Below are 18,264 nucleotides of genomic sequence, written 5' to 3' on the forward strand. Positions count from 1 at the left end.
CGGTCGGGTGATGTCGCGACCCGGCACTGTCAGTGGCGGGTGCCAGACTCGCATCCATGAGCGAGAGGTGGGCGCTGGCCGCCGAGGCGGAGGGGGACGGAGCGCTGCTCGTGCCCCTCGGCCAGGACGGGCTGCCCGCCGGGGACGTGCGGCGTGAGCCGGACCTGGCGGCGGCCGTGCGCGCCCGCCCCGACGTGGCCCGCTGGGTGTGGCGGTCGACGGCCGAGGTGTATCCGCGGCTGCTCGCCGCCGGGGTCCGGGTCGAGCGGTGCTACGACGTGGAGGACGCCGAGCAGCTCCTCCTCGGGCACGAGGGTCGGCTCGGGGAGCCCCGTTCGGCGGCGGCGGCCTGGGCGCGCCTGCGGGACGCTCCCGTACCGCCCGATCCGCCGCAGCGCAGCGCCGAGCCCGGTTCGCAGGACTCGCTCTTCGAGCCCCGGCCCGTCGTCTCCGTGCCCTTCGACGGGCTCCTCGCGGTCTACGCGGAGCAGCTCCGCCGCCACGACCGGGCCGAGCACCCGGGCAGGATGCGGCTGCTCACCGCCGCCGAGTCGGCGGGAATGCTGGTCGCCGCCGAGATGCACCGGGCCGGGCTGCCGTGGCGGGCGGACGTGCACCGGGACCTGCTGCACGAGCTGCTCGGCGAGCGGTACGCGGGCGGGGGCGAGCCGCGCCGGCTCGCCGAGCTCGCGGACGAGGTGTCGGCGGCCTTCGGGCGCCGGGTCCGGCCGGATCTCCCCGCCGACGTCGTGAAGGCCTTCCAGCAGGCCGGGATCCGGCTGAAGTCCACGCGCCGCTGGGAGCTGGAGGAGGTCGACCACCCGGCGGTGGAGCCGCTCATCGCGTACAAGAAGCTGTACCGGATCTGGACGGCGCACGGCTGGTCGTGGCTGGCCGACTGGGTGCGCGACGGCCGCTTCCGCCCCGAGTACCTGCCGGGCGGCACGGTCAGCGGACGCTGGACGACCAACGGCGGCGGGGCGCTCCAGATCCCGAAGGTGATCCGGCGGGCGGTGGTCGCCGACGAGGGCTGGCGGCTCGTCGTCGCCGACGCCGACCAGATGGAGCCGCGCGTCCTCGCCGCGATCTCCCGGGACCCGGGTCTGATGGAGGTCGCGGGGCACCCCGACGACCTGTACACCCGCCTCTCCGACCGGGCCTTCTCCGGCGACCGCGACCACGCCAAGATCGCGCTCCTGGGCGCGATCTACGGGCAGACCAGCGGCGACGGCCTGAAGAACCTGGCGGCGCTGCGGCGCCGCTTCCCCCGCGCGGTGGCCTACGTCGACGACGCGGCGAAGGCGGGCGAGGAGGGCCGGCTCGTCCGGACCTGGCTCGGCAGGACCAGCCCGAAGGCGGTCGGCGCGGGCGACGACGACGAGGCCGGGCTGCCCCAGGAGGGCGGCGAACCGGCGGCGGACGAGGGCGAGTTCGTTCCCGGGTACGCCTCGGGGAACGCCCGGGCGCGCGGCCGGTTCACCCGGAACTTCGTCGTGCAGGGAAGCGCCGCCGACTGGGCGCTCCTGATGCTGGCGGCGCTGCGGCGCTCCCTCGCGGGGATGCGGGCGGAGCTGGTCTTCTTCCAGCACGACGAGGTGATCGTGCACTGCCCTGCGGAGGAGGCGGAGGCGGTCACGGCCGCGATCAGCGCGGCCGGGGACGAGGCGGGGCGGATCGCGTTCGGGGAGACGCCGGTGCGGTTCCCGTTCACGACGGCGACGGTCGAGCGGTACGCGGACGCCAAGTAGGCGTACGGGGAGACGGGGACGAGGGGTGGCGGGCCGATGCCCACCACCCCTCGCTCCCCCGTTCGTTCAGGTCCTACTTCGTGGGCAGCTTCTGCCACTTGGGGCTCAGCGCGATCGCCTTCAGCTGCGCCACGGTCAGCGCGGGCTCGGCGCGCGTGGCGTCCTGGTGGTACCCACCGGTGTTCAGGGCGGAGACGACGACCCGGAAGCCCTCGGGCGTCATGGTGTCGACGCTCCACGAGGCGGCACCGGAGCCGCCCTTCTCCGCGGGCTGCTGGGTGACCTTGACCCGGCGACCGTCGGGCAGGACGGTGATGTCGCCGCCGCGGAAGATGTCGCCGGCCGCGTCCGCCATGTCGGGCTGGACGTTGATCTCGACGAAGCTCTTGCCCTCGCCGTCGTCGACGACCAGGAAGCCGTAGCCGTAGTCCCCGCCCTTGTCCTTCACCTGGAGGCCCTTGGGCAGGAGCGAACGCAGGGTGGACCGGATGGCCGGGCCGCTCGCCTCACCGGGCGCCTGGTGCGCCCCCGGGGAGACCTCCGTCTTCGGGTTCGCGGGCAGCTTCTTCAGCAGCGCGCGCCAGTCGCCGGACGTGACGAGGGCCTTCAGCTGGGTGGCGGTGAAGGGCGGGGTGTCGCGGGTGATCGCGGCGCCCTTCTCCCCGGCGGCGTTGTACTCGCTCGCGTCGACGAGGAAGCCGTCCTTGGTGAGCAGGACCGCCCGCCAGTTCTTGGTCTCCTCGCGCTTGTCGGGGTACACGTACCCCTGGATGACCATCAGCCGGTCACCGCCCGGCAGCCGCTCGCTGGCGCACCTGTCGAAGGGGACGTGGGCCCTGCTCGGGCACTCGACCTGCCCCGAGCCCGCCTCGCCGGCGCCCGCGCGGTAGAGGCCGACCGAGACGGCCGCCTCGCCGTCGCCGTCGTCGTAGACGCCGAGGGCCGACTGGCCCTTGCCGTCCAGGTTCTCGAACCGCCACTGCCCGGCAGGGGTGTTGGCCTGGATGACGGCCGCGATGTCCTTGACCGGGATCTGCGCCTGACCCGGCAGCCCGGGCGCGGCCTTGCCGGACTCGTTCTTCGGCTGGGGCTTGGGGGCCGCCACGCCGGCGTTCGTCGCCTTGCCGGTGGGGCTGAGCACCGACCCGCCGTACACGCCGCCGATGCCGACGGCGGCGAGCGCGAGGGCGCCGCCGGTCACCGCGAGGCGGCGGCGCACCAGGCGGCGCCGGCCGCGGGTGAGTCCGCCCTCGACCAGCTCGCGCCGGCCGTCCACGGAGAAGCCTTCGCCCGTGCTGCGCAGGACCGCGCCGAGCTCTTCCTCGAAGCCCTCGTGCGGGGATCCTTCGTTCTGGGACATGCCGAAACCACCGTTTCCGGTTCGTGGGTGAGAAGTCTGTGGGGTGCGAGTGGGTCGGTTCGTGAGCGGGTCAGCGGGTCAGCGGGTCAGCGGGTCAGCGGGTGGCGAACTCGGCGATGTTGCCGCCGAGCCGTTCCCGCAGCTTGGCGAGCGCCCGTACGGAGCGGGTGCGGACGGCCGCGGAGCTGACGTGCAGGGAGTCGGCGGTCTCCTCGATGCTGCGGTCCTCCCAGTACCGCAGCACGACGACCGCCCGGTCCTTGGGCGCCAGTCCGGCCAGTGCGTCGAGCAGCGCGATCCGGAGTGCCGGGTCCTCGCCGTTCTCGGGTGCGCGGTCGGGCAGCTCGCCGAGGGGGCGCTCGGTCGCGGAGCGGCGCCGCTGGTGGCTGAGGAACGTACGGACGAGGACGGTCTGGGCGTACGCGGCGGGGTTGCCGATCCGTGCCATGCGGCCCCACTGGGCGTACATCCGGCCGAGCGTCTCCTGCGTGAGGTCCTCGGCGAGATGGGTGTCGCCGCTGGTCAGCAGGCATGCGGAACGGAACAGGTGCCCCGTGCGTGCGGAGGCGAACTCCAGGAACTCGTCCGCGCGGGACTTTCTCATGCCCCTCCTTTCCCTCGCGGTCACGTGGTGTGGTCGCCGTACACCTCATTGACGCGACGGGGGTGGGGAAATGTTTCAGGGAAAGTTCGACGACATCGTCGAGGAAATCTTCGACGTGGGCCTCGCCCGACGGGTCCAAAGAAGCGGAATCGGGTAATCCTGAAGTATGAACACTCTCAGCGCAGCAGAGAGCCTGGCCGCTGGGGTCTGGCAGTCAGGCCTGGGACAGGTTCTCGGCGGGCTCGTCATCGTCGCCGTCCTCGTCGCGGCCGTCTGGCTCGGCTTCCGGGTCCGCGACCGCGAGTCCGCGACACCCAAACCGGAGGATCAGCCGCACCGGCCGGAGACCGACCAGCTGCCGGGCGAGATGTCCGAGTACCGGAGGCCTGCGGAGATGCCGCAGAACGACGGCGAGCACCGCCTCATGCCGTACGAGCTCAAGGGCCCCGGCACGTCGGGCACCGAGACCTCTCCGGATCCGCCGAGCGAGGAGAAGCGCAAGTGGGGCGGAATCTCCAGCGGCGGCTTCGGCAGCGGAGGCACCGGCCACGGCGACTGACGCCGGGCGAACCCCCGGTCGCGCCGGGGCGTCCCGGAGGACGCCCCGACGACGGCCGTTCCCTGCCTCGCCACAGCCTCGCCACACGGAGGTCACGACCTGTGGATGACGACGACGTCCCCGCCGCCCACGACGGCCACGAGCACGTGCACGAGCCGCGCCTGAAGGCCATGGCGTACCGGCTGCTCGGCTCGTTCGACGAGGCCGAGGAGGCGGTGGAACAGGCGATGGAGCAGGCCGGAGAGCAGCCGGCGGATCAGCCGGCGGATCAGTCGGCGGATCAGTCGGCGGATCAGCCGGTGGATCAGCCGGCGGATCAGTCGGTGGCGGAGGAGGCCCGGGAGACGGCCGAGACGGCCGAGACGGCCACCCGCGACACCGCCGACGAACGGCCGCTCGACGCCCTGGCCCGGAACTGCCTGGACCGACTCCGCTCGCGCGAGACCCACCGGACCGCCCCCTGGGACCCGTGGGACCCCTGGGACACCGACCGGAGCGGACCGGCGGGCCGCGCCCTCCTGACGACCCTGGACGCCCTCACCCCGCCCGAGCGGCTCGCCTTCGTCCTCCACGACCTGTTCGACGTCCCGTACGAGGAGATCGCCCCCGTTCTGGAACGCAGCACCGCCGCCGCCCGCCACCTGGCCGGCCGGGCCCGGCACCGGATGGAGGGCACCGAGGAGATGCCGGAACCCGACCCGGCACGCCAGCGGAAGGTCGTCGCCGCCTTCCTGGCGGCCTCGCGGACCGGGGACTCCCAGGTGCTGCTCGCGCTCCTCGACCCTGACGTGGCGCTGCGGGCCGACCCCACCGCCGTACGGACCGGGGTGCGGCCCGCGCACGGGGCGGTGGCCGTGGCCCTGGCCCTCGCCGGGCGGACCCGGGAGGCCCGCCAGGCCCTGGTGGACGGGTCGGCGGGCCTGGTCCTGTCACGCGACGGGCGGCCCCGCACGGTCTTCGCCTTCACCGTGCTCGACGGCAGGATCACCTCGGTCGACGTCCTGGCGGACGAGGGCCACCTCAGCCGTCTGACCGTGCGGCTCCTCGCGGAGAACTCGACCCGGGCCTGAGCCCATCCCTTCTCCGAGTACTCCCCCGGTCACTCCCCGGGGATCTCCCCCAGCACGCGTCCCGCGCGCGAGGCGACGTGCGCGGGCGGGGCGAGGTCCTCGGGCAGGACGGGGTCGGTGACCGGCTCGCCGAAGGTGGTCACGACGGGCAGGACACCCGCCCACAGCCCGAGCGCCGCGTCCTCGGAGTCGCCGTCGTCCGGCGGGCCGCTGCGGGTCTTCACCGAGGCCTCGGTGAGGTCGAGCGCGAGGACGGCGGTCGCGGCGAGCTCCTTGCGGCTGGGCTGCCGCACGTACTCCCACTGCCCCGGCGAGCTCTGCTCGGTGAGGGCCCGCAGCCCGCGCAGCTTCTCCTCCGGGTCGGTCACGATCCGCGGTACGCCGTAGACCATCGCGCAGCGGTAGTTGACGCCGTGCTCGAAGACGGAACGGGCGAGGACGAGACCGTCGACATGGGTGACCGTGACGCAGACGGTGGTGTCGGGGGCCTGGACCAGGCTGCGGCTGGCGACCGAGCCGTGGAGGTACAGCCGGTCGCCGTCCACGCCGTACGCGGTGGGGACGACCATCGTCGTCCCGTCGACGGGCACCCCGAGGTGGCAGAGGAAGCCCGCCGCGAGGACCGCGTCCAGGTCGGCCCGCCGGTGGCTGCCCTTCTCCCGCATGCGCCGCAGCCGGGTCCGATCGGTGAAGGGCAGGTCCCCGCCGTCCGTCGGCTCCCCGCCACCCGTCGGTTCGCCGCTGGCTTCTGTCGTGGCGCTCATGCTGCCCTCTCGTTCCCCGTACCGGTTGCCGGTCGCCGGTCGCTGGTGGTGTTCTACGGGCTCACGGCCCGCCACCGCCACCGCCGCCCACCTGTCGGAACACCCGCGGCCCGGTCCAGGCACAGCCGACCGGCAGCGGCCGGCCGGCGCGTGGCGCGGACCAGCGGACGCCGTCCCAGACGCCCGTCTGCTGTCCGCGTGCCACCGGCACGCTCCAGGGACGGCCGGCGAAGCCCGCGCCGACGGCCTTCACACAGGCCTCCTTGACCGTGAAGATCCACGCGAACTCGCGTCTGCGGCCTGCCTCGGGCAGGGCGGACAGCGCGTCCGCGTCCTCGGGCGAGCAGCAGAACCGCAGCAGCCGGTCGCCGACGGGGGACGGGGACTGTACGTCGACGCCGACGTCCCGGTTCCGTCCGACGGCCGCGGCGACCCAGCCGGCGGAGTGCGAGAGGCTCACCCCCAGATCGGGCCGGTCCGGCAGGAACGGCCGGCCGCCCGGGCGGGCGGCGACCGGGCCGCCCCGGAGGTCCTCGCCGAGCTCCCGCAGCAGGGCCCGCAGCAGGGTGCGGGAAGCGGTGTGCTCCAGGGCCCGCCACGGTGGCAGCTCCGCGGCGGCCGCGCGGTCCGGCGCGGCGACGGGCAGCGCGCCGAGGACGTCCTCGCTCCGGGCGACCAGGTAGTGCACGCCCTCGGCGGGCGTGTGCGGCCGCGCTCTCCACAGCGCCGCCGCGCTCACCGGGCCCCCTCTCCGGCACCTCGCCGGCCGGGGCCCTCCGCGCCGGCACCTCGCCGGCCAGGGCCCCCCGTCGGCCCCGGTCCGGTCAGGTGGTGGTCAGGCGCGGTCCGGGACACGCTGGAGGGTGCGGATCGGTCGGGTGGCCAGGAGGGCGGCCGTGGTGAGGAAGCCGACCACGACCCCCACGATGAGCACCGCGTCGGTGCCGAACGCACCGACGGCGGGTCCGGCCAGCGCGCTGCCGATCGGGTACATGCCGACGGAGCCCGCGACCTCGTAGGCGTGGACGCGGTTGAGCACCTCGCCCGGCACCTGGGTCTGCACGCTGGTGGCCCACATGACGCCCCAGACGCCGATCCCGACGCCGACCAGGACCTGGGCGACGCAGAGCAGCCAGACCGGCCAGCCCAGCACGATGCCGAGCGGGTACAGCGGGTACGCCATCATCGCCACGGCCCCTGCGGCGAGCGGCCGTTGGGGCTTGTAGCGGATCGCGAGGAGACCGCCGGCCACGGTGCCGGCGCCCAGTGCGGCGTTGACCAGACCGAAGGCGCTCGCGCCGTGCTCGGGCACGATCACACCGGCGGCCAGCGACAGCTGCGGCCCCCAGGAGAGCACCGCGTAGAACATCCAGATGAGGATCACGCCCCAGAGCCAGCTGCGGGAGCTGAACTCCTGCCAGCCGACGGCCAGGTTGCGCCACAGGCTCTGGCCGGCCGGCGGGGCGGGGACCACGCCGAGCCGGAGCACGAACAGGCAGATCGCGCTGGTCCCGTAGGCGACGGCGGATATCACCATCACCCAGCCGGTGGACCCGAACCCGACGAGGACACCGGCGAGCGCCGGGCCGCCGAGGCCGGTGATCGCCTCGGAGGTGCGCAGGACGCCGTTGGCGCCCTGCACGTCCCGGGAGACCAGCGGAACGGTCGAGGAGGCGCCCGGCTGGAACAGCGCGTTGGCCGTACCGGCCACCACCAACAGCGCGTACAGCTGCCAGAGATGGTCGATGCCGTGGATGAACAGGAGGGCCAGCAGGACGTGGGCGGTGAGGTTGGCCAGGTCCGCGATGATCATCATCCGGCGGGCGGTGAACCGGTCGGCGAGGACCCCGCCGAACAGCACCAGGCCGGCGAACGGGGCGACCAGGAAGGCCATCGAGTAGCCCGCCGTGTCCAGCCCGTACCCGCCGCTGAGCAGACCGGCCGAGACCGCGACCGGCAGCATCGCCCAGCTGAGCAGGCCCGCGCTGCGGGCGGTGAAGTAGTACCGGAAGTTACGGGACCAGATCGCCGGCTCACCCGAGGAGGGCCCGTCCTTCGTCGGCGGGGGCGCGCCCGCCGCGGTGCGGTCCGCGGTGTGATCCGCGAGGCGTTCTTCCATGACTGTTCAAACCCTTCGGTCGTTGATCGTGGTCTTCATCGGGCGGGCGGGCGCGGGCCGTCGGGTCCGGGAGGCGCGGCCAGTTCCCCCACCGTGACCAGCTCCAGGCCGCGTTCGAGCAGGCCCTCGACGATCGCCGGAAGGGCCTGCACGGTCTGGGCGCGATCGCCGGCGCCCTCGTGCATCAGCACCACCGAGCCCGGCCCCGCCGAATCCAGGACGGTCGCCGCGATCCGCTCCGGACCCGGCCTCGCCCAGTCGCGGGTGTCCACGTCCCACATCGTCAGCGTGGTCGGATACCCCTCGAGGGCGGCCAGCACCTCGGGGCTCAGCGCGCCGTACGGCGGCCGGAACCGGGTCGGCGCCTCCTCCCCGGTCACCTTCGCCACGATCTCCGCCGTCCGGTCGAGCTGCTCGCGCAGCTGCTCGGGCGTGAGGTCGGGCAGGTAGGGGTGCGACCAGGAGTGGTTGCCCACCTCGTGGCCCGCGGCGGCGATCCGGCGCACCAGGTCGGGCAGCGCCGCGACGTGGTGGCCGACGCAGAAGAACGTCGCCCGGGCCCCGTAGCGGTCCAGGATGTCGAGGACCTGGCGGGTGTGCACCGGATCGGGGCCGTCGTCGAAGGTGAGCGCGACCCGCGGGGTGTCCCGGCTGCCGTGCTCGAAGCAGCGTCCGGCCGCCGTCAGCGCCGCCACGATCGGCTCGCCGCGCCGCACGCCGTCGAAGTACTCCTCGGCGCGGCCGGTCAGGGTGCCGCCCTCGGCGGTCACCCGGGCCAGCTCGCCTGGCGCGCTCCGGGCCCGTTCCGCCAGCTCCCGGGCCGTGACGGAGCCGAACCCGGGCCGCGGCGGCAGCAGCCAGGGATCCGCACGGTACACATCGAGGCCGGCCGCCGTCATCGGGCCGTCGAGGAGGCCGTTGGTGCTGTCCAGGACGACGGCGGGTGCCCGCCCGCCGTCGAAGTCCCGGAGCCAGGCGATGAGTTCGGCGGCCTGGGCGCCGCTCCAGCCGCTCGGCTCCACCAGCCGGCGTCCCGCGCCGTCCAGGACCTCGACCTCGTACCCCTCGCCCGTCCAGGCGATTCCCGCGTACCGCTCGGGTGTCAACGCGCCCATCAGTCCCCCAGCGCGATCGCCTCGGCGACGATCAGCCGCTCGACCCCGCGGAGGAACTGCTCCATCCCCTCACGGCTGAGCACCGCCGGGTCGGCGGTCATGGCGAGGTCCAGGGCGCCCGGGGCGGTCAGCACGTCCACGGCCACCGAGACGTTCTTGCGGGGCAGGAACTCCGTCGGCCAGCTCAGCTCGGTCCGGCCGATCAGCTCGCTCAGCGCGGCCCGCGGCTTCTCGACGGAGTCGAAGGGCCCGACGCCCGGGTCGCGGGTGTCGTTCCACCAGTACGAGTGGTCGGCCGCCTCGCCCTTCTCGACGAGCAGCGCGACCTCACGGTCCAGCGCCCACTTGTCGTACGAGGCGTGGCGGAACGCGCTGAACGCGACGGACCGCGTCCGCCGCACCGCGTCCTCGAAGTCCCGGTCGGCGTCCGTGAGCCGGAACAGGGCCTCCTGCGCGACCGTGCTGACCGCCGCGGCGGCGGCCGGCTGGAAGCGGTTGCCCACGACGACCTGGAACAGCACGTCGCTGCTCCCGGACATCCTGGCCAGCTGGTGGGAGGCCGCGCCGAGCAGCACCGCGGCGTCGCTCACCTCCAGCTCGGCCGCCACCCGTCCGACGGCGATCGCCAGCGCGGGCGAGCGCAGCAGCGCGTTGGGGAACATCCGCGTCGGATCGTCCGCGATCTCCGGCGCCGCGGGCTCCTGGAAGAGCTGCCGGGGGCCCGCGGTCAGCTGCTCGATCCAGTAGCGGCGGGCCGCCTCGTCCCGGCGGCGGCCGAGCGGCGAGGCCTGCACCTCGGCGGCGTCCAGGGGCTGGAGGGAGGGGCGTGCCTGGCGCAGCGACGCGGCGGTCTCCCCCGAGACGACCGCCTCCAGGTCGCGGAGGAGGATGCCGAGACCCCAGTAGTCCATGCCGGTGTGCGCGCCGACCAGCACGAGCCGGTGGACGAGGCCGTCGGACTCCACCAGGCCGACCCGCAGGGGCCACTCCCGGGTGTGGTCGAAGGAGCGTCCGGCGAGCTCCTTGCGCAGGTCGGCGCCGACCTCGGCGGCGCGCGCCGCCGCGCACGTACGGATCTCCACCGGAAGCTCGCCGCTGCCGTCCACGACCTGCTCCAGGCCGTCCTCGCCGTTCGCCAGGAACCTGGTGTGCAGGCTGTCGTGGAGCCGGAGCAGCTCGGTCACGTCCGCGAGGACGCGGGACGCGGGGCGGGGCGGGCTGACGGGGAGGTCGACCGGCACGTTGTACCGGGGGGCGTCGTCGCCGAGCCGGGTGACGACACCCCAGATCGCCCGCTGCCCCCAGGTCGCAGGGCCGGTCCCGGCCCTCGCGGAGTCCAGTCTGATGGTCCGGGTCTCAGCCGTGGTCATCGTGTTCCGACCTTCCCTTCGGTTGCCTTGTCCGATGTCTGTCGAGGCCGGGCCGGGCCCGGCCGAAACGCCCCTACGAGGGCGCGTACGGCCAACCGGGAGCGAGCCCGTCCACCACGGCGGGGACGTGGTGGACGAGCTCACCCCCTGGGGGCCGCGCGGGAGTCACCCCTCGCCGTGGGCGAAGAGCGCCACGTGGCTGCGGCCGGAGCGCGGGTCCGTGTCGCACAGGACGACGCGCCGGTACGTGTCCCGCCACTCCTGCCAGTGGTCGGCCAGCTCCAGCCAGAGGCTGGTGCAGTAGCTGCCGGGGGCCACCCGGCGCACGGCGGAGCGCTCCGGGAGGTCCTCGGTGACCCAGGGCCCGAGCACGAGGAGCGTGCCGTCCTCCCCGAGGTCCGCGCCCAGGGCGTCCTCGCCGAGGGCGTCCGCCGCCGAACCGGCCGAGTGCGCCCGGACGAACCGCAGGCCGGAATCGTCACCGGTCCCGGCCCCAGCTCCGGCCCCGGCCCCGGCCCCGGCCCCGGCCCCGGCATCGTCACCGGAGGTCCCGAGGACCAGCGCCGCGGCCGAGTCGATCAGCGGGGTCTCCTGGACCAGCGGGAAGGGCGTCGGCAGGGTCGTCTGTTCGAGGACCGCGAGCACGACCTCCGCTGCCCGCCCCGCGCGGTGGTACGCCGAGGCGATCCGCAGCGCGGTGAAGGGTGCGGCCAGACCCTGCTCGGCGATCGCGAAGTTGGCCGCCCGGCCGCCGAGGCGACCGGTCAGGTGCGGCGCGACCGCCGTGAACGGCACCACGTCCGGAAGGGCGTGGGTGACGATCAGCAGCTCCGGGCGGCTCCGGCCGACGCCCTCGTCGGCGACGAGCAGGTCCGCGAGGTCCCGGTGGTAGACGTGCGCACCCCGGTTCAGCAGCTCCTCGTCCGGCTTCTCCCCGAAGGGGGTGAGCAGGTCGCGGTAGTAGTCGAGCGCGGCCGGGCGGTCGGCCGGCGCCCGGCCCCGCGGCGAGCGCACCGCCGCGGCGGCCCGGACGGCGAGTCCGCTCATGACGTCCCCTCTGCTTCGCGGAGTGCGGCCTCGACGTAGTCGGCGAAGGACCGCATGGTCCGCAGGTGGTCGATGTCGAGCTCGTCCGGGTCGACCGCGATCCCGGTCGCCTCCTCGACGGTCATCAGGAGACCCAGGACGGCGATGGATTCGAGCTGGAGCTCGTCGAAGAGCGCGGTCTCCTCCGTGAGGCCGCTGATCGGCCGCTCCAGGACCTCGCTGAGCGCCTTCTCGATGACGAGCAGGATTTCCTGACGGTTCATCACTTCTCGCCCCCCGCGCGGTGGGTGATCACCATCGCGCCGAAGGTGGCGCCCAGGCCGACGGAGACAAGCAGGTAGTGGGCGCCGTCCACGAGACGGCCGGCGTCCCGCAGGGTGGTGTAGTTGACGAAGACGTCCGACGCGAAGGTGTGGCTGTAGCGCGGGACGTTGTCCAGGAACACCTTCTCCGGAGCCACCCCCAGCTCCTTGATGGTCTGCCGCCACGCCAGCTTGTTGACGTTGTGCGGGATCACCAGGTCGACGTCGTCGAGGGTCAGTCCCGCCTCCGTCAGGGCCTGGTGGATGACCTCGGAGATCCGCTTGCCGTACTGCTCGCCGAACTCGGTGTTCTGCTCGGCGGTCAGCTCCAGCCACTGCGCGTACTCGCCCAGCGTCCGGGTGGCGAAGGAGCGGACGACATCGCCCTCGCCGTCCAGGGTGATCAGACAGGAGGCGGCGGCGTCGGCCATGATCGAGGTGTTGGGGACGAGCTGGACCATCGGCGAGTACGCCTGCTCACCGGTGACCATCAGGGCGTACGCGCCCTCGGCGCCCTCCGCCCGCAGCAGCTCGCCGAGCACCTCGATGGCGCCGAGGCTGCTGACGCAGGCCTGGTGGCTGAGGCCGAAGGCCTCGGTACCGGCGAGACCGAGGTCGTCGCTGACCACCTGGGCCATGTCCACGTCGGCCGGGGCCACGGCCTGGGTGACGTGGGCGTAGGCCAGGTAGTCCACCCGGCCGCCCTCCGGCAGGGCGGCCAGGGCGCCCTGCGCGGCGGGCCGCAGGAGGTCGAGCAGCGGGAGCTCGGGGTCGAAGCGGAGCGTGTCCAGGCCGTAGAACTTCCGGAACACCCCGAGTTCGGCCCGGCGCAGCCCCAGCCGCTCGCCCAGCTCCTCGATCCGCACGCTGCGCTCGGGCAGGTACGACTCGATCCGCTCCAGGGTGATCAGGCGGTCCGCGGCCGGGGTGGCCGTGGTCGGCTGACCCATCAGGCCGTCGCTATCTCGGCGCGGATCAGCCACAGCCGGTTCGCACCGCGGCGGTCCCTCGGCTGGACTTCGTACGGCCAGCGGCCCTCGCCGGCGCCGGGCTGGCCCGGCTCGCGCAGGTCGGTGGTCTTCCAGCCGTTCGCCGTGAGGAACTCCTCGGGCTCGTCGCTGCCGAAGATCCACGGCGTGCCGTCGGCGGCGAGGGTGTCCAGCCAGCGCTTCGAGAACGGGCTGCGCAGCAGGGCGCGGCCGAGGATGTCGAAGGCCAGGTGGCTGCCGGGCGCCGAGGCGGAGGCGAGCAGCTGGAGCAGCCCGGCGGCCTGGTCCTCGGTGAGGAAGAAGGTCAGCGCCTCGGCGACCCACAGGGTCGGGCGGTTGCGGTCGAAGCCGGCGGCCTCCAGGTCGGGCAGCCACTCCTTGGTGAGGTCGGCGGAGACCTCGCGCCGGTCGGTGCGCGGCGTGGCCCCGAGGGCGTCGAGCCGGCGGCGCTTCTCGGCGATCAGCAGGGCGTGGTCGACCTCGTAGAGCTCGGTGCCCTCGGGCCAGTCGAGGCGGAACGCCCGGGTGTCCATGCCCGCCGCGATCAGCACGACCTGCTGGATCCCGCCCTCGGCGAGGACGTCGCGGATGGCGTCGTCCAGGAACCGGGTCCGGATGGAGATGAACGGCAGCAGACCGCCGCCGGCGTAGCGCTCGATCAGTTCGAAGCCCCTGGGCGCGGCCAGGTCCTTGGCCAGCGGGTCGACGAACAGCGCGTCCTCCCGCTCGGACTCCTGCGCGCGGGCCGCGGCCATCCACTGTGCGGTGTACGAGACTGCATCCATGGTGAAGATCCCTCCTCGGGATCAGGCGAAGAACGCCTTCTCGATGGTCGCGAGGGTCTGGAAGTCCTCGATGTCGATGTTGTCGAAGTCGATCTCGACGCCCGCGGCGTCCTCGATGGTGTAGACGAGCTCGACGAAGGCGAGCGAGTCGACGAGCCGGCTCTCGATGAGGTCGACGTCGGAGGCGAGCTCGGTGCGCTCGGGGTGACGGCCGAGGATCCAGTCCCGGACCTTGTCGATACCTGCGGAACTCATGGCATTCCCTTCGGAGTCGCTGACTGCTGCGAGATGGGGTGGTCGGGAGAGAGGGAGTGGGCGTGCGCGAGAGGCTCGACGCGCGGGCGGGCCTGATCACGCGAGACGGGCTCGACGTGCGAGACGGGCTCGACGCGCGGGGCCGGATCACGCGAGACGGGCTCGGCGCGCGAGACGGGCTCGACGTGCGAGCGAGGGTGATCGAGCACGGTGGAGGAGGCCGCGACGGCGATGGCGAAGCCGGCGTCGTGGCTGATGCTGACGTCGATCGGGCCGAGTCCGGCATCCCGGGCCAACTCGGCGGCCCTGCCGGAGAGTCGGATCCCGGGTCGGCCGCCGGGGCCGCGCAGGACCTCGATGCCCTGCCAGGGAACCGGCCGCCCCACGGCGCCGAGGAGCTTGAAGACGGCCTCCTTGGCGGCCAGCCTTCCCGCGATCCTGGCCTGGTCGGGCGCTCCGTCCGGGGTCCGGGAGACGCTCAGCTCCTCGGCGGAGAGGTACCGCCTGAGCAGCGGCCCGATGCCGGGATCGAGGAGCTCGCGGACCCGGGCGAACGGCACGAGGTCGACGCCGATCAGCGGCTGGGTCACGACGACGGCGCGGCGGCGGCGCGCACGGCGGCCAGCGCGGCGTCGAGGTCTTCCTCGAAGTGCTCGGTCAGGACGGCGATCCAGCGCTCGAGCCCGAAGGCCACGCAGGAGGTGTAGGCGTGCTCGCCGGACTCCAGCCGGATGTCGCAGCGCTCGCCGAAGAAGTTGCGGTGGGTGTTGACGGAGGCGATCGCCAGGTCGCCGTACTGGAACTCGTACTTGACCGGGCTGAGCTTCTGCATCAGGGCGCGGCCGTTGTCGTTGCGGAAGAACGGGTCTCCCGCCGGCACCTTGCCCAGGTCGATGCCGAGCGCGCCGACGAAGGCCTGGATCCGCTCGGTGAAGCGGGCGATGACCTGCTGGGTGTGGTCGAAGGTGCCGAGCGCGACGATCTCGCGCATCTGGAAGCTGGCGAGGCGGCGCAGCCCGCCGTAGTGGTCCTCGTTGCGGAAGCAGCGGTTGACCAGGGTCACCAGGGAGTCGTCGGCGACCCGGTCGCCCTCGTGGAAGAGGTACGCGCCGTAGCAGGTGGCGTGCGGCAGCCCGTACCGCGCCTCGGTGACGGCGCCGGGGCCGAACTTCCCCTCCACCGGCTTGTGCTGATCGTCGTTCAGATCGAGCGAGCCGGCCACCCAGGCGAGCTGGGGGAAGTTGGTGTAGACGTCGAACTTCTCCAGGTCGGTCACCGGGAAGAGCGGCGGGGCGCTGATCTCCTCGGCGCCGGCCGTGACTCCCCAGCCGGCGAAGATCCCGTCGAGCTCCTTGACGAGCCGGGTGGCCTGCGGGCCGAGGATGGCGAGTGCGGGCGCGCCGTCGCTCCCGGTCAGGCGGTTCATCGGATGAGTCCCGTCTTCTCGAGGTACTTGGCGGTCTTGCGGAAGGTGCGCAGCTCGGCCTCGGCGCGGGCCGGCGACTCCATCAGGGACCGGCGCAGCTCGTGCGGGTTCTCCAGGCCGGCGTCGCGGTAGACCTGCGGGTGGTAGAGCGAGTCGAAGCTGTGCTTCAGGTAGCGGCGCAGATAGGTGGAGATCTCGTCCAGTTCCTGCTCGGTGGCGGTCTCCTTGAGGTCCTGGTGGAGCAGGCTGACCAGTTCGCGGCCGAAGGCGATGTGCCGGGACTCGTCCTGGTGGTGGATCCGGTTGATGCCGCGGATCGTCTCGTGCAGCCGCTCGTCCTCGGCCATCGCCGAGTTGAAGTGGTCGACCAGCTCCTCGAAGATCAGGATGCGGGTGAACACCAGCAGGCTCTGGATCTTGGCCGAGGAGCCGGCCACCTCCGCGCCGCCGGCGGGCTGCTTGTAGATCTTCCCGCCGTAGCGGAGGCAGAATTCGGCAAAGAACCACATGTGCTCGTTCTCTTCGCCGATGAAGTGGTGGAAGAACTCCGAAGGCGTTTCAAAACCGGCGGTGTGAATCCGGGCGACCACCTCGATGAGCAGTTCCCGGATGCCGTGCACATTGAGGCTGTAGAAATTGATGCTCTCGTGCTTGGAAAGCGTGTGGAGCTGCTGCGGAGTGAGTTTCTCAGCCCATTCCGTCCCGTACGTGGTGGTGAGCTCGGGGCTCATCCACCACATGTCCTCGGGCAGTCGGTCCGGCCACTCGAACAGCCGGTACGGGTTGTAGTAGTCATCGATCGACTTCGTGGCGAGCCGGTCCAGGATTCCCCGGAACCGGTCGTTTCGGTCGATCACTTCGCTGACCATCGCGCGATGTCTCCGTTCGCTTCGAGGGCTCTTTGCTGAATCCAGAATGGGATTCCGAAGGGTGTTCCCTCAAGGACCGAAACCGGCTGCCGAATTCGGTCAGCGGGCCGGGCCGCCGGCGGGCATGCCGGTCAGCGGGCCGGTCCGTCACCGGGCATGCCGGTCAGCGGGCCGGCCGGTCCGCCAGTTCCGCGCGCAGGGCGGCGTTCTCCTGCTCCAGGCGTGCGAGACGCTCACGGACCGGTGCCAGGGCTTCGGAGACCTCGCGCTGGCTGAAGCGCGGGGTGATGTGGTTGGGGCAGTTCCAGGCGAAGGCCTCGACCCGGATGGTGACGAGCTGTTCGACGGTGCCGTCGGTACGCGGCGAGTCCAGGCGCTCGACGAGCGCGGGGTTCTCGCCGGCCGAGACGGCGGTCGCGCGGCCGTACACCTTGAGGCGGGTCTGCCGGGCGTGGTCGATGAAGAAGAGCGCGACCCGGTCGTTGCCGCGCACGTTGCCGGTGGTGATGTACTGCCGGTTGCCCCGGACGTCCAGATACCCCAGGGTGTGCTCGTCCAGGACGTGCACGAACCCCGGCGGACCGCCCCGGAACTGGATGTACGGCCAGCCGGTCTCGCCCACGCTGGCGAACAGGAAGCCGTCGAGGCTCCGGATGAACTCGACCTCGGCGCCGGTGAGCGGATCGGCCTCCCCGACCGGCTCCCGCAGACGGCGGTCGGTCGCCGTGGCGCTGCCCATCTCCTCCTGGACCCGGCGCACCGACGGGGTGTACGCGAGTCGGTCGTAGCGGCTCATGCGGCACCCCGCAGGGCCAGGTCGACCAGGCCGGTACGGGCGGCCAGCACGCCGGCCTGGAAGCGGCTGGAGGCCGACAGGTCCTGCATGATCGTGGCGACATGGCGGCGGAGGGTCCGTTCGGACATGCCGACCCGGCGCGCGATCACCTCGTCCTTGGCCCCGGAGGCCAGCAGGTCGAGCAGGGTCGCCTTGAGGTCCCCCATCGTCCCGGCGTAGCCGGCCGCGCCGGAGTCGAAGTCGAACGCGGACTCCCAGACCCGGGCGTGCAGTCCGGCCAGGAAGGCCGCGACGGCGCCGTCGTAGACGACGGCGATCGCGTCGCCCTCGCCGGCCGGGATGAACGCCGTCTTCCGGTCGAAGACCAGGAAGCGGTCGGGCACCTCGTTGGCCGTGCGCACCTGCCCGCCCGCGGGCAGGAGTTCGCCGAGGTGCGCGCGGGTGTCGGAGTCGCCGCGGGCGGTGTGGGGGTAGAGGATCCGTCCCTGCGCCCCGCGCCGTACGGCCTCCAGGACCAGCGGACGGGCCAGCCGGAACTCGGGGGTCTCGCGGGCCACACAGGGCTGCATCACGAGGACCTCGGCGGTGCAGCCCTGGGCGGCCTCCAGGAGACGCAGCTCGATCTCCTCCCGGTCGTCGGTGATCACCACCGGCTCGGCGCGACGGGTCCTGGCCTGCTTCTGGAAGGCCGCCACGAAGGAGTTCAACTGCCCCTTGAATCCTTCGAGTCGGTTGCGGCTGTCGAGGATCTCCCGCTCCAGGGGGATCAGCAGCTCCATCTGGGCGGCCTCCGGGCTGACCGCGACCAGCCGGTCCGCGTCGCCCTCCGACGGCTTGACCAGACGTAATTCACGCAGCACGCCGACCGCCTGCTCGGCGTACTGTCGCGGGACGCCGAGCTCTTCGGCGATCCCGGACGGACTGAAGTCGGCACGTCCGATGGTGCGTTCGTAGAACGCGACCACGAACTCGTTCACCTCGGCTGCGCGCCGGGCTTCCTGACGTGGGGTCTGTGCCGGGGATTCCATCGTCACCTTTCTGAACGCGCGGATGGTGCGGGCTGTGGGCATGACCGAAAGGAGAGGG

20 protein-coding genes are annotated in these 18,264 nt (G+C 72.9%); 3 read left to right on the top strand and 17 right to left on the bottom strand.

All coding sequences use genetic code 11. From position 1 onward, the window contains the following. Nucleotides 1–56 precede the first annotated feature (56 nt). The gene (locus ACZ6K0_RS18215) at nt 57–1,748 is read left to right on the top strand and encodes a bifunctional 3'-5' exonuclease/DNA polymerase (protein WP_469230724.1); all 1,692 of its coding nucleotides are present in this window, start codon (nt 57–59) and stop codon (nt 1,746–1,748) included. A 73-nt stretch (nt 1,749–1,821) separates the two neighbouring features. On the opposite strand, the gene ACZ6K0_RS18220 is transcribed toward ACZ6K0_RS18215, so the two are convergent. Further along, complete coding sequence (locus ACZ6K0_RS18220) at nt 1,822–3,108, bottom strand: hypothetical protein (RefSeq protein ID WP_469230725.1); 1,287 nt, start codon at nt 3,106–3,108, stop codon at nt 1,822–1,824. Between the two features lie 94 nt (nt 3,109–3,202). Further along, nucleotides 3,203–3,712, bottom strand: coding sequence for a SigE family RNA polymerase sigma factor (locus ACZ6K0_RS18225; protein ID WP_376406918.1), 510 nt, complete (start codon nt 3,710–3,712; stop codon nt 3,203–3,205). Between the two features lie 166 nt (nt 3,713–3,878). On the opposite strand from ACZ6K0_RS18225, the gene ACZ6K0_RS18230 reads away from it, so the two are divergent. Together ACZ6K0_RS18230 and ACZ6K0_RS18235 are read left to right on the top strand one after the other, a co-directional pair. Next, entirely contained in the window at nt 3,879–4,271 is a 393-nt protein-coding gene (locus ACZ6K0_RS18230) for a DUF6479 family protein (protein ID WP_469230728.1), read from the top strand. Between the two features lie 101 nt (nt 4,272–4,372). Further along, on the top strand, nt 4,373–5,341 hold the full coding sequence (locus ACZ6K0_RS18235) for a sigma factor-like helix-turn-helix DNA-binding protein (protein ID WP_469230730.1): 969 nt from the start codon (nt 4,373–4,375) through the stop codon (nt 5,339–5,341). Nucleotides 5,342–5,370: 29 nt separating this feature from the next. On the opposite strand, the gene ACZ6K0_RS18240 is transcribed toward ACZ6K0_RS18235, so the two are convergent. From ACZ6K0_RS18240 to ACZ6K0_RS18310, 15 genes are all read right to left on the bottom strand, one after another. Continuing rightward, nucleotides 5,371–6,006 carry a pyridoxamine 5'-phosphate oxidase family protein gene (locus ACZ6K0_RS18240; protein WP_469231476.1) on the bottom strand — a complete coding sequence of 212 codons (636 nt, stop codon included), beginning with the start codon at nt 6,004–6,006 and terminating at the stop codon, nt 5,371–5,373. A 160-nt stretch (nt 6,007–6,166) separates the two neighbouring features. Continuing rightward, nucleotides 6,167–6,844, bottom strand: a complete 678-nt coding sequence (locus ACZ6K0_RS18245; RefSeq protein ID WP_469230732.1) for a 4'-phosphopantetheinyl transferase family protein — start codon at nt 6,842–6,844, stop codon at nt 6,167–6,169. Nucleotides 6,845–6,940: 96 nt separating this feature from the next. Next, nucleotides 6,941–8,224 (bottom strand): MFS transporter, encoded by a 1,284-nt coding sequence (locus tag ACZ6K0_RS18250; protein ID WP_469230734.1) that lies wholly within the window; start codon nt 8,222–8,224, stop codon nt 6,941–6,943. 35 nt (nt 8,225–8,259) lie between these two features. Then, nucleotides 8,260–9,339 carry a polysaccharide deacetylase family protein gene (locus ACZ6K0_RS18255; RefSeq protein WP_469230736.1) on the bottom strand — a complete coding sequence of 360 codons (1,080 nt, stop codon included), beginning with the start codon at nt 9,337–9,339 and terminating at the stop codon, nt 8,260–8,262. Further along, the gene (locus ACZ6K0_RS18260) at nt 9,339–10,709 is read right to left on the bottom strand and encodes a condensation domain-containing protein (protein WP_469230738.1); all 1,371 of its coding nucleotides are present in this window, start codon (nt 10,707–10,709) and stop codon (nt 9,339–9,341) included. Before ACZ6K0_RS18260 ends, ACZ6K0_RS18255 begins: the two co-directional genes overlap by 1 nt. Nucleotides 10,710–10,874: 165 nt before the next feature. After that, nucleotides 10,875–11,756 (bottom strand): hypothetical protein, encoded by an 882-nt coding sequence (locus tag ACZ6K0_RS18265; RefSeq protein ID WP_469230739.1) that lies wholly within the window; start codon nt 11,754–11,756, stop codon nt 10,875–10,877. Beyond that, nucleotides 11,753–12,019, bottom strand: coding sequence for an acyl carrier protein (locus ACZ6K0_RS18270; protein ID WP_024755834.1), 267 nt, complete (start codon nt 12,017–12,019; stop codon nt 11,753–11,755). The genes ACZ6K0_RS18265 and ACZ6K0_RS18270 overlap by 4 nt, the downstream gene beginning before the upstream one ends. Further along, nucleotides 12,019–13,008: a 3-oxoacyl-[acyl-carrier-protein] synthase III C-terminal domain-containing protein gene (locus ACZ6K0_RS18275; RefSeq protein WP_376406933.1), complete on the bottom strand. Its 990-nt coding sequence runs from the start codon at nt 13,006–13,008 to the stop codon at nt 12,019–12,021. The genes ACZ6K0_RS18270 and ACZ6K0_RS18275 overlap by 1 nt, the downstream gene beginning before the upstream one ends. Then, entirely contained in the window at nt 13,008–13,832 is an 825-nt protein-coding gene (locus ACZ6K0_RS18280; RefSeq protein ID WP_469230741.1) for a class I SAM-dependent methyltransferase, read from the bottom strand. The genes ACZ6K0_RS18275 and ACZ6K0_RS18280 overlap by 1 nt, the downstream gene beginning before the upstream one ends. Nucleotides 13,833–13,853: 21 nt before the next feature. Further along, nucleotides 13,854–14,087, bottom strand: a complete 234-nt coding sequence (locus ACZ6K0_RS18285) for a phosphopantetheine-binding protein (RefSeq protein ID WP_030219305.1) — start codon at nt 14,085–14,087, stop codon at nt 13,854–13,856. After that, nucleotides 14,084–14,677, bottom strand: a complete 594-nt coding sequence (locus ACZ6K0_RS18290) for a holo-ACP synthase (protein ID WP_469230744.1) — start codon at nt 14,675–14,677, stop codon at nt 14,084–14,086. Before ACZ6K0_RS18290 ends, ACZ6K0_RS18285 begins: the two co-directional genes overlap by 4 nt. Continuing rightward, nucleotides 14,674–15,513, bottom strand: coding sequence for a class-II aminoacyl-tRNA synthetase family protein (locus ACZ6K0_RS18295; protein WP_469230746.1), 840 nt, complete (start codon nt 15,511–15,513; stop codon nt 14,674–14,676). The genes ACZ6K0_RS18290 and ACZ6K0_RS18295 overlap by 4 nt, the downstream gene beginning before the upstream one ends. Beyond that, nucleotides 15,510–16,382 (bottom strand): diiron oxygenase, encoded by an 873-nt coding sequence (locus ACZ6K0_RS18300; RefSeq protein ID WP_024755840.1) that lies wholly within the window; start codon nt 16,380–16,382, stop codon nt 15,510–15,512. The genes ACZ6K0_RS18295 and ACZ6K0_RS18300 overlap by 4 nt, the downstream gene beginning before the upstream one ends. 163 nt (nt 16,383–16,545) lie before the next feature. After that, nucleotides 16,546–17,178: a pyridoxamine 5'-phosphate oxidase family protein gene (locus ACZ6K0_RS18305; RefSeq protein ID WP_376406941.1), complete on the bottom strand. Its 633-nt coding sequence runs from the start codon at nt 17,176–17,178 to the stop codon at nt 16,546–16,548. Further along, the gene (locus ACZ6K0_RS18310; RefSeq protein ID WP_469230748.1) at nt 17,175–18,206 is read right to left on the bottom strand and encodes a LuxR C-terminal-related transcriptional regulator; all 1,032 of its coding nucleotides are present in this window, start codon (nt 18,204–18,206) and stop codon (nt 17,175–17,177) included. The genes ACZ6K0_RS18305 and ACZ6K0_RS18310 overlap by 4 nt, the downstream gene beginning before the upstream one ends. Nucleotides 18,207–18,264: the final 58 nt, after the last annotated feature.

This window comes from Streptomyces sp. NPDC042346 (assembly GCF_055581845.1).

What these genes read in the sequence shown, in the direction of transcription:
- ACZ6K0_RS18275 (WP_376406933.1), bottom strand. Translation starts at nt 13,008, where the DNA reads ATGGGTCAGCCGACCACGGCCACCCCGGCCGCGGACCGCCTGATCACC.
- ACZ6K0_RS18305 (WP_376406941.1), bottom strand. Translation starts at nt 17,178, where the DNA reads ATGAGCCGCTACGACCGACTCGCGTACACCCCGTCGGTGCGCCGGGTC.
- ACZ6K0_RS18260 (WP_469230738.1), bottom strand. Translation starts at nt 10,709, where the DNA reads ATGACCACGGCTGAGACCCGGACCATCAGACTGGACTCCGCGAGGGCC.
- ACZ6K0_RS18295 (WP_469230746.1), bottom strand. Translation starts at nt 15,513, where the DNA reads ATGAACCGCCTGACCGGGAGCGACGGCGCGCCCGCACTCGCCATCCTC.
- ACZ6K0_RS18270 (WP_024755834.1), bottom strand. Translation starts at nt 12,019, where the DNA reads ATGAACCGTCAGGAAATCCTGCTCGTCATCGAGAAGGCGCTCAGCGAG.
- ACZ6K0_RS18285 (WP_030219305.1), bottom strand. Translation starts at nt 14,087, where the DNA reads ATGAGTTCCGCAGGTATCGACAAGGTCCGGGACTGGATCCTCGGCCGT.
- ACZ6K0_RS18255 (WP_469230736.1), bottom strand. Translation starts at nt 9,339, where the DNA reads ATGGGCGCGTTGACACCCGAGCGGTACGCGGGAATCGCCTGGACGGGC.
- ACZ6K0_RS18250 (WP_469230734.1), bottom strand. Translation starts at nt 8,224, where the DNA reads ATGGAAGAACGCCTCGCGGATCACACCGCGGACCGCACCGCGGCGGGC.
- ACZ6K0_RS18280 (WP_469230741.1), bottom strand. Translation starts at nt 13,832, where the DNA reads ATGGATGCAGTCTCGTACACCGCACAGTGGATGGCCGCGGCCCGCGCG.
- ACZ6K0_RS18300 (WP_024755840.1), bottom strand. Translation starts at nt 16,382, where the DNA reads ATGGTCAGCGAAGTGATCGACCGAAACGACCGGTTCCGGGGAATCCTG.
- ACZ6K0_RS18215 (WP_469230724.1), top strand. Translation starts at nt 57, where the DNA reads ATGAGCGAGAGGTGGGCGCTGGCCGCCGAGGCGGAGGGGGACGGAGCG.
- ACZ6K0_RS18220 (WP_469230725.1), bottom strand. Translation starts at nt 3,108, where the DNA reads ATGTCCCAGAACGAAGGATCCCCGCACGAGGGCTTCGAGGAAGAGCTC.
- ACZ6K0_RS18240 (WP_469231476.1), bottom strand. Translation starts at nt 6,006, where the DNA reads ATGCGGGAGAAGGGCAGCCACCGGCGGGCCGACCTGGACGCGGTCCTC.
- ACZ6K0_RS18225 (WP_376406918.1), bottom strand. Translation starts at nt 3,712, where the DNA reads ATGAGAAAGTCCCGCGCGGACGAGTTCCTGGAGTTCGCCTCCGCACGC.
- ACZ6K0_RS18265 (WP_469230739.1), bottom strand. Translation starts at nt 11,756, where the DNA reads ATGAGCGGACTCGCCGTCCGGGCCGCCGCGGCGGTGCGCTCGCCGCGG.
- ACZ6K0_RS18230 (WP_469230728.1), top strand. Translation starts at nt 3,879, where the DNA reads ATGAACACTCTCAGCGCAGCAGAGAGCCTGGCCGCTGGGGTCTGGCAG.
- ACZ6K0_RS18310 (WP_469230748.1), bottom strand. Translation starts at nt 18,206, where the DNA reads ATGGAATCCCCGGCACAGACCCCACGTCAGGAAGCCCGGCGCGCAGCC.